Below are 13,264 nucleotides of genomic sequence, written 5' to 3'. Positions count from 1 at the left end.
TTTTTAGCGTATCAATCAAAAAAATTTCTAATATCATCTACAAAAGGCTTATTAATATGCTCAGCTAGCTCTTTTGCGATATTTCTAACATTTTTATGTGCGCGACTGTAACCTAAAGTAACCCTAGATAAATTTTCAAACTCAACATGATATTGAAAAAACTCTTTTTTTATAGGGTGGCGAGTGGCTATTACACTTGTGATATCCTTCAATTGATAATGAACAGTCCTAATTGGGTAAAGTGAACTGGATTTAAATTCAAGCACACTATTATTTGGTGGCACACTTAAGCGCGACTTTAAAAAAAGCAAATGCCAACACAATGTAGAAACACATACCCACGCAAATAGGTTAAAATCGGCTTTATCGTAAGAAAATGCAAATTGAGCAATACAAATAAGTCCAATAACAAAACCTGTAACTCTAAACATCCCCATATCTTTGTAAATATAAAAGGTGCCATCTGCTGATTTACGGGACTTTGGCTTCATAATAACCTCAGTATATTTGCAAATAAAAACAGCGCAAAAAAAGGCAGTGTAAGCTTGGCGTAATCTTTTATTCGCCATAAAACTGGCGCAGGGTCGTTTAGAAATGGTTTCATCTTAAAAATGTCCTTATTATTTTGATAGTTTTATTTAGTTATTAGCTCAGGGTTTGCACCACTGTGCGTTTTAATGAAAGCATTTGTGTTTAAAATTAAAGCTAACATTAAAGCCAGTGACTCAGCATCGCTTCGGCTATTTAATAAATAGCGTTGATTGGCAACTACTAACCGCCACTTATTTTGTAAATCAGTATCGGGCTCAACGGTAAACCCTTTACTATGTAAATAAGCATGTTGTTTGTGCTTTATACCGAGTATTGAAATACTGTAATAACAACCTTTGCTTGCAGTTGTAAATACCAGTAACACTTTGGCACTAAGCAATAAAAGTGATAAACATACAAACACCGCCGTTGCCCATGCGTAAAATGTTAAAGATAAACTTTGTGTACTTGCACCTAGCGCCAACACAGCAAATATAACCCCTAAGTTACTAGCGAGACCCGTTGCTTTGGTTTTAAATGCTATGTGATTCTTATCGCTTACCTTATCAAATATGTGGGAGTAAGCAGCCAAACTCTGTTTAAGTTTTTCATTATTCAATAGCATAATATTATTTGTTTTTATTTAAGTTACCTAAAACCCTTTTCAAGTCAGAACACAGTGACCCGCCCTTTTCTGCGCACTCATCCAACACGTGTTGAGCTTTTTCTTGGTCTGCCGTAACTCCTTTTCCATCTCGGTAGCCCTCATATACAAAGTACATAGCAGTCATGTTTCCAGCCTCGGCACCTTGTTGATAATACTCAAACGCTTTAACAGGGTCTTTTTTACCAAACGTTCCCTTTTCATATAACTTTGCGTAATAGTAAAAAGCGCTAGTATTACCCTGTTCAATAGCTTTGTCTAACCAGTAGCGTGCCTTATCAAAGTCTTGAGGGTACTCCCTACCAGAGCTTTGTGCATAAAGCCGACCTACTCTCGCCATCGCTTCAGCATCTCCTTGTTTTGCTTTGCCAAGCTGTATGTCAACATTGCGCTGCTCTTCGGTTGAAACCGTTGCGTATAGCGATTTATCGGTATCTGCTTGTAGTTCAAGCGATGCTATAGCGCTGGCTAAGCCAAGTACAATCGCTAATGGTAGTTTTTTCATCTGTATAGTCCTTATAGTAAGCGAGCAATAAAGGCCCGCACTCCCAATAATTTTATTTAATAACAGTACTCTGTGCACTGTTAACGTGTTTTATAAACTCTTACTCCAATACTTATTCTAACTAGGTATCAGATACGAACAGATCTTAGGCTAGTAATTCATATTAGGTATTTACGCAAATCTTTCTAAAAGTTATAGAATATTGAATTACTTTTACCCGAGTAATTTAAGAGATGAAGAGTTCCCTTTACCGCTTTATTTGGTACGTTAAAAGTTATTGATGTTGCCGATATATTATTTGGAACAATAGTTTTGCCACCAAATATAACCTTAGTGCCTTGTGTTGCCCCCGTTACGTTTAATGTGAAATTAGTACCTCGTTTAAGCATAACGAAAGACGGTCCTAAAATAAGTGGTACATCATTGCTATAAGATGAAATGTATATGTCATTTGTTTTTAAATCATCAACATATAAAAATGCTCTATGTTTTCCTTCAGGAATATTAAGCTTGAATCTATACTTAGCCTTGCTATAGGTAGGTATAAAATTATAAATATTGTCTTGTGAATAAATAACTAAAATTGGTGTTTTTGCACTTTCCATATTCATACCGTTTACAACAACGATATCATTCCCTCTCAATACTTCCTTAGTCGTTACCCCATTAATTAAAGAACTCACACTACTAATTTGGATAAATGGGGTTGAATCCATTGAAACACTTTCAACTTTTGCATAAGGATCAGAGTCATGAATATCTAATATGTAGTCACCATCATTATCTAAGTCTAAAAAATCAGCTATATCATCGTAATCCGAATCTAATGGTAAGCCTTTATCGTTTACCTTTTCTTGACTGTCGGGAGTTGAATCACTATCGCTATCTAGGTCAATAAAATTGTACAGGCCGTCTTCGTCTGGATCAGTGTACCCTTCGAGCTTATCACTAATTTCATCGCCATCACTGTCTTCGTCGAGCATATTTAGAATGCCGTCACTATCGAAGTCTATTCCAATAGATGCATCTACATAGTATTCATAAAAACCGGGGATCCCATCTTTATCGGTATCTTGACTATTAGGAAGTATCCCTAATGCCCTCTCTTTATTATCTGGGATACCATCAATATCTTCGTCATAAAAAACATCTACTTGATATTCGAAACTTGGATTTCCGCCTGAACGACTATCAATTACCCCCAAATGAAATAAACCATCTTTAGGGATGATAACTGTCACAAAAAAGGTTTTATTTTCTTTACTAAAATGTATTAAAGAAGAGTTAATAGCTAAACCATTTTCATCCGAAAAGTAAGCTTTAGGAGCAAAACTTTCAGACTCATAGGTAACTAATGCGGAAACAAAATCACCTTCTTTGCCTCTAAAACGATATAGATCGCCATTGTCTACTTTGTTTGAAATAGCACCTTTTACCCTAAAAGGGATCCCAGCAGCTAAAGGTTTAGCAACACTGGGATTATTATTAGGTTCGCTGTCTTGAACTTCAAAAAATTTAGAGCGCGAATTATCAAACGGATAGTCATCCTGTTTATCAGGAACGCCATCGCCGTCTTCGTCTTTATTTTGCCAGGTGCCTACATGAGTTGTTGGCTGGATGGTTTTTGCGTGTAAATTTGTTGTATAGGTTAGCGAGCTAAAAGCGCAGCTGGTGCTTAATAAAGAGAGATAAAATAGTGGTATTTTCAAGAATCCATCCTTGTTTGGTTATCCATTAAGGTATTTATTATTTAAAGCGTGTATTCAAACTCAAGTGGCTTGAGTGTTTTCACTTCAATCGATAAATCTTCTTTTCGCGTATACAGCACTACATTTAACGATAACGTGGCTTTGTTGTCACCTAAATGGTGTAGCTCGGCGTGTTTATACTCATGCGTATAACCCGTTCCATAACCTTTAACATCATCATAGATACAACGCATTCGCAGTTCAGAGCCGGTGCCTTTAATCGCTCTTTTACTTTTTAGCATACCTATAGGAAAATCAATCTTACAGGTACCCGCTTTTCCATCACCTTCTATTTCAACAACCAAAAAAGGCTGTGTTTTAGCATTCTCACGCATAAATCTTGATGGCTCAAAGCTAATCGCTTTTGTTATAACAACATCTTGTGTGCCACACCCAGTTAACACACTTGCAAGTAGTGGGATTGATAGATATTTTAATCTCATGTCTTTCCTTAGTTTTTTAAGTAAATTAAACAATAAAGCCCAATAAAAACCCGATTGGGAAAAGAGATAAGTAGGTTAATGTCCACCATGAAAAACGGTATTTAGTTTTTACGTTATGCACTTTCGCTAAATAATTAACAATTGCTCTATAGTCACTTAAATTAAACGTATGTACTCCGTAACGCTCTCCATTGACTGTTTTAATCGCTAAATGCGTACTTATGTAAGGACCAAACCAGAGAAGCGGCGTTAACGGAAAATAATTGATATACATCGCCTCTATATCTTTAAAGGCGATAAATACTTCACGCTCGCCTTTAAAATCTGGCATGGTTAAACCTTTGCGCGTGATAAATACATCGGCGTTGTAAAATGTTTTTTGTAACGAGGATTGCAATAGCACCAACCCAAAAAACAAAAACGGGGTAACCACAAACATAGTATTCAATGTTTGGTCAGCGTTTGAGTAACTTGGTTGGCCATCAACAAAAAAGGAGGCGACAAAAGCGCCTAGTAACATACCTAAAAACGATTTTATTCGCGTATAAGGCACCCAGCGCTTGTGCGCAAAACAGACTTGAAATGTATTCTTAAGCTTTTCAGATATTAAATTCATAGTAATCAAATAAGTCTATGATACATATACCATTCGTTATCAAACTCTAAAAATGAGCATGATTTTCTCTCATTACGTTCTTTATTTATAAAAGTGTACATTAAAGTATATTCACGAGTAGCTTCTGGGTAAAAGCGGGCCATTCGTTTATCTACTGAGCCCTGTAAGCCTGATGGTAACATATCACCATTTTTATCTACGCCTCCTGAATCTAACATTGTTATTTTCAAATTATTTAAGTTTAGTTGCTCCCAATCCTCTTTGTAGTTTTTTATTGCTTTATCAACCTGATTCCACGCTGTTTTACCTTCATTCCAATTTTGTAATTTTGGTGGTAACTCTGTAAATAAAGCTTCACGGTCTCCGGCTTTAATACTTTGCCATGCATCCATACAGCGTTTATTAAAATACTCTTTAGTTGGCACTTCGCTAGCCATTGATAAAAAAGACGAGCTAATTAAAGGCCCCGCAATTAATAGTGTGATTAATTTATTTTTCATTAAAATGTCCTTTTATTTTTTAAGATGAGCTGTAATTGCATCCGCAGCCGCCCATTTTAAAGTCATAAATTTTTTGCTTTTATATTTAGGCAATTGGTTATTATTTTCTTTAATATAATCTGCAAATTCAATTACTTCATTTAGCTTAAGTACTTGTGTGAATAAAGCTCTTAATTTTGCGGGTTGCTGTGTTCGGTTCACGCCACTTAAACCCCATGCAGTAGATGCAGCAAGAAATCGTGGTGTAATTTGTAAATCTGCTTGCCCTAAATAAAGTACATTTAAGTAATACTTTTGCTCATCACCAAAGTATAAGGTAATCGTTGTGGCGTTATTGCTAGAAACAGGCACGACGGCAACGCTGTTGTTAAAATCGACCGTTTTTTCTATGCCAGATATAAATGTACTTGCAACCACTTTAGAATTAGCAAACGACAAGGAGTCATCTATTGTTAGTGTTGTTTCACTAAATACAGCAATTTTAGATGCGTTACTTTTTCCATAACTGTTTTTTAAATATAATTTGCCTGATTCAGCATTTGTAGGAACTGTGAAACTTAAGCTAGTAGGAGAAGTTGCTAAAGGGGTAAGCTCTACCTCGTTTAAATACACTAAAGTATCGTCTGAAAAGTTTATTCCAGATAAAGTAACTTCCTGATTCGCTGAAGATTCTATAACCCCTTGGTTCACTATCAAGGGCGAGAATTGTTGATTAAACGAAAGTTCAATAGGTGCTGTACGTATATTTGCTGCACTATAACTAATACTTGTAGCATTGCGCGGCATAACAAAGTCAATATAATCCTTGCCATTGGCATTAACAGGAAGGTTAACGGGAGAAAGACTGCCCTTTATGTTGAAGTTTAAAAATCCATTTGATAAGTTTTCACCGTAAATTCGGTGTTTTTTATTTGCTAAAATAATACTTTCAACTTCTTGGCTGCCATTCAATAAATAGTAAATGTTACTAATCTCTAAATAATTATCGGTCCCATACGCGCCATTTGATGCTGAGTTTAAAGGCTCAGGATCGTTTACATCTAAAATTAAATCGTTATCGTCATCTAAATCAATAAAGTTAGCTAATTCGTCTTTATCATGATTTAAAGGTCTTTGAGGATTTCCCGAATCTTTACCATCTATAATTGTGTTTGCATCGGAATCTAAGTCTACAAAATTACCCAAGCCATCTTCGTCTAAATCAAATGCACCTTCTAGTACATCTTTAATGCCGTCATTATCCGAGTCTTCATCAAGCCAGTTTGGTGTACCGTCATTATCAACATCAAGGGCATACGCTGAACCTAAATTAAACACGTAAAACTCAGTACCATCATAAATGCCATCGCCATCCGTATCCTGCGTATAACCTTTAAAGCCAAAAGCAGGCTCTAAAGAGTCATCAATTGCATCTACATCCTCATCTACAAATACATGTAATTGGTAATCGTAAGATTGCTTACCTCTAAACTCTTTATCATTAATAACAATATAATAAGTGCCAGACTCGCTCGGCTTTACTTGAATAGCCCGCTTATACTTACCAACAGCAGTAAAATTTGGTGCCCATGATTGAATGGCTACTACAGAGCTGTCCATTACTGCCATACCAGGGTCAAATTCATTACTTGAAGACGATAAAAGTACGGTCACTGCAACATCCTTTTCTAACTGGATTTTGTAGTAATCTAAGTCGTTCGCTTGCTGAATTCGGCCAGAAAGTTTAAATGGTAACTCTTCAGGTGCGACAGTCGCCACATCATTATTGTTATTAAACTCTTCTTCTTGGACGATAGTAATTGTGGTTTTATCCGCATCAAACGGATAATCATCCTGCTCATCAGGTACACCATCGCCGTCTTCATCTTTATTTTGCCAAGTGCCTATATCGGTAGTTGGCTGAATAGTTTTTGCGTGTAATGGTGTTATAAAATTACAGCTTACGCTTAGTAATGAGATATAAAATAGAGGTATTTTCAAGAATCCATCCTTGTTGATTAGTCCGCTAAAGTAACAATTATTTGCCTAAAATTTATTCTTTTTTAGTTTATGATGTCATCGTACCTAATTTAATACAACCATTCAAACTTACATATCTATAGGCACCTACTTATTGATAGATTTTGCAAACCAATCATGTATGGCGATACTGTATTTTCTTGGTAAGTTATAACCTAAACAAATCGTGCCAGATTTAGTTAGCAGGTAAGTCCTTCGCGCGACTTTGGCAGCGCCCCAAACATCGTCTAGCTTTATAACTTTGTTTTTGACCCCAGTAGCTTTAACTATTAAATCGCCATTGCTTACGCTAAACCGCTTACGGCCCATAACTAACATACTTAAATAACCCCCTAACACAATGAGTACTACCGATAAAACTGACTGTAGAGCGGCTGGTAAATATTGAGCTCCTACAAGGTCTGCATGGTTAAATAAAAACCAAATAGTAAATAATGTAAACAACCAAAATAGCATTAAGAGCGAGCAAAATTGCGGTGATGTAACGGGTCTGGCAGTTATTATTAACTCACCACCGTTACTTTGTTTAAAGTAACGGTCATTAGGAATATCAGCTGACTCTGTGCTTTTAGTTTTTAATCCATCAATACTTAATTTATGCCTACGATTACCAGCAACCAACGCCAAATCAATATCAAAATGCGCCTCTAAAAAAGCAACTGATTTTAAAATATCTGAAAGTGTCGCAACGTTCATTGTGAGCTCTGGATAACTAAAAAACTTCATTGAAAAATGCTCTAGTACCGGCTTTTCTGGATCAAAGAATTTTTCAAACTCACCGGTTGTAAAGCCACTTACTTCAACAAGGGATAACTGTGAATTAATAATATGCTTTTTTTTAGTAACAAAGCCAAGCCAAGAGCGTGTACTGACAATATCTTTATTTTTAGCGCTTAGTATTACTTTATTGACTTTTAATACCGGCGTGCACAGCACCAAACCCAATAAAATTATTATACTGGACCAAACTAGCTCGCCTGTTTCATATATACCTATAACACTAATATAAATTAGCCATGCGCCTAAGCACATTAACAAAAAGTGAAATATAACCCCTGAGACTCCGCCATTATCTGTAAATATTAGCTGCTCATTACTTTGTTTTTGTAATTTATAACTCATTGATACACCAACACGACAAATGAATTTTTAATGATGAAAAAGGAAGGCTAAGCCTTCCTTATTGAGTTTAAGGTTTTTGACCTAAATACCAACGGCCATTTTCTGATTGCTTAAAATAACAGAGGCTTCTTTTAGTTTTATCCATTTTCCCAGCTTTAAATTCAAGCCTAATAGTTTTTGTGGCTTTTCCTTTGTAAGCTCCTTTTTCTATATTATTACTGATCTCTAAAAATTCATACTCAGTGATTGGCTCGTCACCAAACTTTTTGGTATGGTCATCAAACCAGCTTTTCTCAATTTTATCTTCCATATTTTTTACTGATTCAGGTAATAAATAAAAAAACAGTGCGGGATCATTTTTTAAATAACTGTTTACCATATAATCTTTACATACTGATTTTAAATTTTCATCTGAACCATCTTCAACTCAATGAAAACGCTCCATTGCAACAGTTGATGCACTAAATAAGCACCCTACTATGGCCGTTATTAATGTTTTATTTTTCACATTTATTCCTTGTGTTTCATTATTTTTAACCGCTACGCCAATTTAACAAAGTTAAAATATCAATTAACAGCTATCAAATTAAGTATGTTTGAACAATAACAATACTTGTAAGTACAGTTACAAAAAGTGCTGCAAACATAATTGCTATAGCCTTAATGACTGGTGGAAATAAATAAGATACTTCAACAGCTGTTCTTTTGACCATTACTTCTATTATTTCAGGCAGCATAAAAAGGTTTATTCGATTAATTGTCAGCGTGTCTTTATTAGTAAATAAAAATGTAGCATGAGTAAAAAATGGGAGTTTAATATTTTCATGGCGACTAACCGTTCCACGAATACGCTTTACTATGGTGTAATCAAATTTACCCACGGTTACCTCTTCAATATCCCGATAGTAAAACTTTTTATTTACACTACCAGTGCCTTTAAATTCAAAATAGTCTTGATACAGAGTAATTGATTGTTTGTTGCCACGTTTAAAAAACAGAAACGCGATTAAAACAGCAAAGTAAAAGCCGGTAAAATAAAGTACAACATATTCAGGCCTATTATTAGTATCGTACACCCTACCTTCACTTATAAAAAAACAGGTTAATAAAAACCCAACAATGTAAGCTACTACACTGTGTAGGTAGAGTTGTTTTTTAGTAAAGTTATTTAATAAAGGGTACGTTGTTAAATCGGCCTTACTATCTTTCTCAAGGCGTTCATCCGCGTTATATGAGTTAGTTAATCGCCTAAATTTATTACACAAAAAGTCCATAAAGCCTCTTTTATAAAATCAGAAATCCCTTGTGATAGGGTTAGATAAAAAATAACAAAATCATCAAGCAAAAAATGATTAACAATAAAAAATACAGTGGGAATTTTGTAATTAATGAAGTTTTGAAATCAATACTTACACCATGCTTCTCTTTTAACCAATCTACAAACTCAGGAAGCTGTAATATCGATAAGCGATTAAAAGCCTGTTTTTTATTGTTCTGGTATTCAATTACCGCTCCGGTAATAATTTTAAACTCAGTACTTTTAGTCGGAAATGCTTTTACCGTTACTTTAACCGGCTTAGTTAATTCAATGGGTTCTACACAGCCTGTATGTTTATCTACGGTTAAATCTTTGGCATATTTAATACTGTGGTTAACCCATATAACAAAGCGGATTGTATTTATGAGTAATAAATTTAAAACTATTGATTGGATTAGTTGTGGATCTGAATAGGTAGGATATTTATTGGGGGTAAGGTCTATGCCGATTAATCCAAAAATAACGGCAACAAGTGTATTTATTACAAAAAACATCAACCACTGTTTTGTTGTTTTTTGTGGCCAGCGCCCCGTATTTTTTAGTTTATAATTATCATTATGTGCAAAAACAGGCATGTTTTTTACATTGTTATATATATAGTGCGAGAGTGAATCTTTCACGTTTTAAAGGTTCCTTCTTCTAGCGTATTGCGATGCAGTAAAAACTATTTAGCTAACCAATTTACAATGAATATTCAAACTCTACAGGGCCAACAGTTCTTGCTTCATAACTTACACCATGATCCGCCACTAATTCACCATGAAAATTAAGCGTGGCTTTATTTCCACCAATAAATTTAAGTGTTGTATTAAAGTACTCTGATGTTATTGGCATGCCTACATTTTTATAGCCATCAAACGAACACCCAATCATTAAGTTGTTAATACCTGGGCCATCGATCTCCGCTTTGTTTTCAAGGATTTTACCGGGGAAACTTATTTCACAGTATTCTTGTTTATTATTTCCTTCGATATTAAAAAACACACTATGGAAAGGGTGACCTTTATCATCAGCTGGTTTAAACTTTTTAAACGAGGTCATTTTAATTTCGCCATTGGTGCAACCCGTTAATAAAACTAAACTGACGGTAATCACTATATTGCGCATACTGCTCCTTTTAAAATTAAAACTTGTACCAATTAAAAAGCACCTTATTTATTAAGCTTTCAGTAAATAAGGTGCTTAATGACTACTTTTATTAAATGCTCGTTTTATACCATTTTTTTGTATCTTTATCCAAACCAAACTCACAAAGAAAATAAGAACGGCCAGTTTTTATATTTAAAAAGCCAATTCCCACTTGAACTTTTTTTTCTATATCAAACAAAAAGTTATTTTCATTTTCATTTATAATTATGAATTCTTCAGGTTCATAACCTGCTGTTTTAATAGACTCATTATACTTATCTGCTTTTTTTAAAAACATTTTATTTAAGTACTTTTTAGCTTTTTCTTTAGCTTCAGCATTGGGGTGAAAGTCCTTTATATATGAATCAAAATCCTTGTTCACAATTTTTATAGCATTGTCGTAGCACTTTTGAACAAAAAAATCTTTATCGGGTACCGCACTCGCGGAGTAAGAAAAAAATAAAAACAATGGTAATAATTTATAGAGTTTCATAATTATCCTTAACTAAGTTTTGGTTTTTACTGTTTGAAAATAAATAACTTATTGATGCTGCTTATCAGTTTGATATTGAGTCTTTTGAACTCGCTATTGCTTTATTTAAAAGTGAGCGGTACTTGGCTGAATTATCATCAATATAACGAGGGTTACTTAAATTTGCTTCAATAAAGTTGGCAAATACTTTAACGTCTTCGTTAGAACTAAGCGCGTTAAACTCTTCTTTCCAATTAATTTGTTCTATATTGTTACCTAAAGCACCGCTATACCATACAGAAGATGCTGCTATATGAATTGGCGTAATCAAAATATTTTTATCTGATTGAAAAACCATAGTATTAATAAATTCATAGGGCTCTTTGTTCTCGTCAATATAAAGCGCCATAACAACATCACTATCACCGCCAAAAATATAATTAACGTTTAAATCATCACCAAGCTGCTCTTCTTGATTTATCGGTGATTTTAAAGAAGTAACTAATAATGGTGCTAATACCTTATTGGGTATGTTCAATTGGCTGTAATCTAAAAGTACTTCATCACCAATTTTAACTGTGACTGTATTACTTGTACCATAAGTTGTTTTGGCTGTTAATTTAGCTTGAGATCTGACGCCGTCAGGAACAACAAAGGTCAACTTTTCGGTATTTATAATTGAAGGTTTAGTTTTTATATTATCAATAAAAACAAGCGTATCATCAGAAAAATGTTGTCCCGATAGACTTAAGGTGTCACCCACCGAATAGTAATCAAGTTCTGGTTTTAATATTAATGGAAGGTTACGGTTTGATTTAATCACATTAATTGAATTGGAACGTTTACCCTTAGCAAAAAAATACATAGATTGGGTATGCTCAGGCAGCACAAAGGGAACATCTAGCAATGATGATACTTTTTTATTGATAGGTGGTAAATTATTAGTTCGTTTGAATACGAGTATGCCCTCGGTTTCAAGTCCTCTACCCTTTATTTTGTGCGTCCCATTCTCTACAAAAAGCCCATTATACGAATCGCCCTTAAAAATATAATCTACAGTACTTATATCTTTATAATCAGCTTCGCCAGGGAAAGTTGAATCAACTATTTTTAATGGTTCAGCGTCATTTCCATCAAGTAACCCGTCGTTATCGTCATCAACATCGGCGTAATTTGGTACTCTGTCACCATCAGTATCGGCTGGAAAAGAAGTAAGAATATCCTTAAGTTCATTTTTATCGAGATTGCCATTGCCATCTGAGTCAACGTCTACAAAGTTACCCAAACCATCTTGATCTTGATCTGAAATGCCTTCAATTTTATCTGGTATACCGTCTGCATCACTATCGTCATCCAACCAATTAGGAATACCATCCAAGTCAACATCGTGTGAATATGTATTACCATCTAAATAAACATAAAATTCTGTACCGTCAAAAATTCTATCTCTATCTGAATCTATATCGTTAACAATTAATCCAAAAGCTGACTCTAGACCATCATCTATGTAATCTATATCTACATCAAAAAAGAGTTTTGCTTTATATGTAAAATCAGTATTCCCTCGCGCATCAACATCAGTAATAGCTAAGTAATAAGTATCTGCAGCAGGAAGCGTAAAATTAGCAGCGGCACCAATATTTCCAATAGCAGTAAAGTTTGATTTTATTTTTTCTACCGACGAACCATCTGAATTGAGTATAAAAATGTTTGGTCTGAAAATTGTGTTTGTCGTGTTTAGTACAACAGATACACGTTCTGCTTTATTTGTTGTAAATTTAAATAAATCTAAATCAGCTGTATGCTGCACTACACCTGAAACAAAGTATGGGATCTCTGAAGTCAAGTTTTCTGCTTTGGCTAAATTGTCGTTTAATTCCGTTTCTTGATAGTACTTTGCTTTAACTAAGTTTACATCAAACGGATAATCGTCCTGCTCATCAGGCACACCGTCAGCGTCTTCATCATTATTTTGCCACGTGCCTACAGGTGGTGGCGATTGAATTGTTTTTGCTTGAGCGGGAATTGTATAACTTAGCAAACTAAAAGCACTGCTTACGCTCAATAGTGAAAAGTAAATGAGGGGTATTTTCAAGAATCCATCCTTGTTTTGTGTTCCATAATTCAGCCCATAACCTTAAACTATTTAACGACTTAATACAAACTGCTTTGAAAGAAGTAGCTTAAGAAACAAAAAA

General features: G+C 34.7%; 15 protein-coding genes. All 15 read right to left on the bottom strand.

Annotation, left to right across the window (positions count from 1 at the left end):
• Nucleotides 1-11: 11 nt before the first annotated feature.
• On the bottom strand, nt 12-491 hold the full coding sequence (locus MSC25_RS01755) for a hypothetical protein (RefSeq protein WP_096739604.1): 480 nt from the start codon (nt 489-491) through the stop codon (nt 12-14).
• 143 nt (nt 492-634) lie between these two features.
• Nucleotides 635-1,156, bottom strand: a complete 522-nt coding sequence (locus tag MSC25_RS01750; protein ID WP_096041688.1) for a hypothetical protein — start codon at nt 1,154-1,156, stop codon at nt 635-637.
• Nucleotides 1,157-1,160: 4 nt separating this feature from the next.
• Nucleotides 1,161-1,700, bottom strand: coding sequence for a tetratricopeptide repeat protein (locus MSC25_RS01745; RefSeq protein ID WP_096041687.1), 540 nt, complete (start codon nt 1,698-1,700; stop codon nt 1,161-1,163).
• Between the two features lie 185 nt (nt 1,701-1,885).
• Nucleotides 1,886-3,409, bottom strand: coding sequence for a cell surface receptor IPT/TIG domain-containing protein (locus MSC25_RS01740; RefSeq protein ID WP_096739603.1), 1,524 nt, complete (start codon nt 3,407-3,409; stop codon nt 1,886-1,888).
• Between the two features lie 41 nt (nt 3,410-3,450).
• A complete protein-coding gene (locus MSC25_RS01735; protein WP_096739602.1) occupies nt 3,451-3,891 on the bottom strand; it encodes a hypothetical protein in 441 nt (146 codons plus the stop codon).
• Nucleotides 3,892-3,916: 25 nt separating this feature from the next.
• Nucleotides 3,917-4,507, bottom strand: a complete 591-nt coding sequence (locus MSC25_RS01730; protein ID WP_096739601.1) for a hypothetical protein — start codon at nt 4,505-4,507, stop codon at nt 3,917-3,919.
• A gap of 5 nt (nt 4,508-4,512) precedes the next feature.
• Entirely contained in the window at nt 4,513-5,007 is a 495-nt protein-coding gene (locus MSC25_RS01725) for a hypothetical protein (RefSeq protein WP_096739600.1), read from the bottom strand.
• Nucleotides 5,008-5,019: 12 nt separating this feature from the next.
• Nucleotides 5,020-6,987, bottom strand: coding sequence for a hypothetical protein (locus MSC25_RS01720; protein WP_096739599.1), 1,968 nt, complete (start codon nt 6,985-6,987; stop codon nt 5,020-5,022).
• A gap of 126 nt (nt 6,988-7,113) precedes the next feature.
• The gene (locus MSC25_RS01715; RefSeq protein WP_248442265.1) at nt 7,114-8,148 is read right to left on the bottom strand and encodes a hypothetical protein; all 1,035 of its coding nucleotides are present in this window, start codon (nt 8,146-8,148) and stop codon (nt 7,114-7,116) included.
• Nucleotides 8,149-8,215: 67 nt separating this feature from the next.
• Nucleotides 8,216-8,527 (bottom strand): hypothetical protein, encoded by a 312-nt coding sequence (locus MSC25_RS01710; protein WP_248442263.1) that lies wholly within the window; start codon nt 8,525-8,527, stop codon nt 8,216-8,218.
• A 202-nt stretch (nt 8,528-8,729) separates the two neighbouring features.
• Nucleotides 8,730-9,422 carry a hypothetical protein gene (locus MSC25_RS01705; protein ID WP_096041675.1) on the bottom strand — a complete coding sequence of 231 codons (693 nt, stop codon included), beginning with the start codon at nt 9,420-9,422 and terminating at the stop codon, nt 8,730-8,732.
• A gap of 40 nt (nt 9,423-9,462) precedes the next feature.
• The gene (locus MSC25_RS01700) at nt 9,463-10,086 is read right to left on the bottom strand and encodes a hypothetical protein (protein WP_248442262.1); all 624 of its coding nucleotides are present in this window, start codon (nt 10,084-10,086) and stop codon (nt 9,463-9,465) included.
• Nucleotides 10,087-10,147: 61 nt separating this feature from the next.
• Nucleotides 10,148-10,573: a hypothetical protein gene (locus MSC25_RS01695; RefSeq protein WP_138576472.1), complete on the bottom strand. Its 426-nt coding sequence runs from the start codon at nt 10,571-10,573 to the stop codon at nt 10,148-10,150.
• Nucleotides 10,574-10,664: 91 nt separating this feature from the next.
• A complete protein-coding gene (locus MSC25_RS01690) occupies nt 10,665-11,087 on the bottom strand; it encodes a hypothetical protein (protein WP_096739590.1) in 423 nt (140 codons plus the stop codon).
• A 64-nt stretch (nt 11,088-11,151) separates the two neighbouring features.
• Entirely contained in the window at nt 11,152-13,161 is a 2,010-nt protein-coding gene (locus tag MSC25_RS01685) for an IPT/TIG domain-containing protein (protein WP_248442260.1), read from the bottom strand.
• Nucleotides 13,162-13,264 lie beyond the last annotated feature (103 nt).

It is taken from the genome of Pseudoalteromonas sp. 1CM17D, from assembly GCF_023161805.1.
Classification (GTDB): domain Bacteria; phylum Pseudomonadota; class Gammaproteobacteria; order Enterobacterales; family Alteromonadaceae; genus Pseudoalteromonas; species Pseudoalteromonas atlantica.
This window is presented reverse-complemented; position numbering and strand designations above follow the sequence as displayed.

Bases quoted from the DNA above. Each gene is read 5' to 3' on its own strand.
- MSC25_RS01755 (WP_096739604.1), bottom strand. From the start codon at position 491: ATGAAGCCAAAGTCCCGTAAATCAGCAGATGGCACCTTTTATATTTAC.
- MSC25_RS01750 (WP_096041688.1), bottom strand. From the start codon at position 1,156: ATGCTATTGAATAATGAAAAACTTAAACAGAGTTTGGCTGCTTACTCC.
- MSC25_RS01745 (WP_096041687.1), bottom strand. From the start codon at position 1,700: ATGAAAAAACTACCATTAGCGATTGTACTTGGCTTAGCCAGCGCTATA.
- MSC25_RS01735 (WP_096739602.1), bottom strand. From the start codon at position 3,891: ATGAGATTAAAATATCTATCAATCCCACTACTTGCAAGTGTGTTAACT.
- MSC25_RS01730 (WP_096739601.1), bottom strand. From the start codon at position 4,507: ATGAATTTAATATCTGAAAAGCTTAAGAATACATTTCAAGTCTGTTTT.
- MSC25_RS01725 (WP_096739600.1), bottom strand. From the start codon at position 5,007: ATGAAAAATAAATTAATCACACTATTAATTGCGGGGCCTTTAATTAGC.
- MSC25_RS01715 (WP_248442265.1), bottom strand. From the start codon at position 8,148: ATGAGTTATAAATTACAAAAACAAAGTAATGAGCAGCTAATATTTACA.
- MSC25_RS01710 (WP_248442263.1), bottom strand. From the start codon at position 8,527: ATGGTAAACAGTTATTTAAAAAATGATCCCGCACTGTTTTTTTATTTA.
- MSC25_RS01705 (WP_096041675.1), bottom strand. From the start codon at position 9,422: ATGGACTTTTTGTGTAATAAATTTAGGCGATTAACTAACTCATATAAC.
- MSC25_RS01695 (WP_138576472.1), bottom strand. From the start codon at position 10,573: ATGCGCAATATAGTGATTACCGTCAGTTTAGTTTTATTAACGGGTTGC.
- MSC25_RS01690 (WP_096739590.1), bottom strand. From the start codon at position 11,087: ATGAAACTCTATAAATTATTACCATTGTTTTTATTTTTTTCTTACTCC.